The sequence below is a fragment of the Exiguobacterium sp. s21 genome, assembly GCF_018617975.1.
GTDB lineage: Bacteria > Bacillota > Bacilli > Exiguobacteriales > Exiguobacteriaceae > Exiguobacterium > Exiguobacterium mexicanum_A.
In genome coordinates, this window is the sequence record NZ_JACSLF010000029.1 from 1 (window position 1) to 1,016 (window position 1,016).

Genomic DNA, 1,016 nt, shown 5'->3' on the forward strand with positions numbered 1-1,016 from the left:
AAAGATGACTCCCGTACAGTACAGGAATCATCTCCTTGAATCAGCATAAGTTTTTTTATTAATGTCCTTTACAAGGGGTACAGATTAATATGTAGTTACAGGTTTATATCAAGGGAAATTTCAACACGAAAACGACTTAGAAAACTTAACGCCTTCAGAAGGGAATGTCGGTGAGTTAGCAGAAGTTGAATCTATTGAAAATTTAAACTTAGATAACTAAACGAAAATATTAATCAATTTTTAAACCATAAGAAAGACATATTTTTGTGTAGTGCAAAATAGGAGTGGTTCTTACGCAATGTTGGTGAAAGATGACGTGCGATTGCCTGAGGGTGGTCGCTCATTTTTTTGCAATATCATTTAACACAGCTTGGCTCGGGATTTCGACAAAGTACCCGAATCCTGAGCAAGTCAAAATTTCCCTTTCCATACATGAGTCGCTTCAACATCTTTAGACGATTGACGTTCCCTTCCACGTAACCGTTGCTTTCTTCAAACCGACAAGCTGCCAGGATCACCTCTATATTTTGTTTGAGTCGTCCCACGAAACGCTTCAGTCCAGGATGTGATGTGACCTGTGGATTGGTGATCAACGAAAGGAGATGCTCCGCGTCCCGTTCCCGAATCGCTTCTCGAAATCCTTGAATGAAACAGAACGGGACGGCGAGGTCTCCGTAACGGACCAACAGGTACGAGACATCGATGGTGTCATCCGGCCTGGTCGCAGGCCATTGCCAGAGTAGGCGACAGACATCCTTGCGCGATATAAAAACCTGTGGTTCGGGAAGTGGATTGTCAACACTTAACTGGACATTTTTTAAGAGGTCTCTTTTTTTGTATTCTTTCGGTATCAGGTAACCTAATGTCCCATGGATTCTGATGTGATTGAACCAATGTATGTAATCACGTAATTCACGGTCGAGAACTGTCAGATTCGGGAAAGTCTGCTTCTTGACGAACTCGATTTTGAGAACCTTGTACGTCGCCTCTGACACTGCGTTGTCGTAAGGACACCC

At 42.8% G+C, this 1,016-nt stretch carries 1 protein-coding gene; it reads right to left on the reverse strand.

The genetic code is table 11. The annotated features are described in order from the left end of the window. Positions 1 to 356: 356 nt before the first annotated feature. Positions 357 to 1,016, reverse strand: a 660-nt coding sequence (locus KNP06_RS15115) for an IS3 family transposase (RefSeq protein WP_214789503.1), incomplete at its 5' end; no start/stop codon positions are given.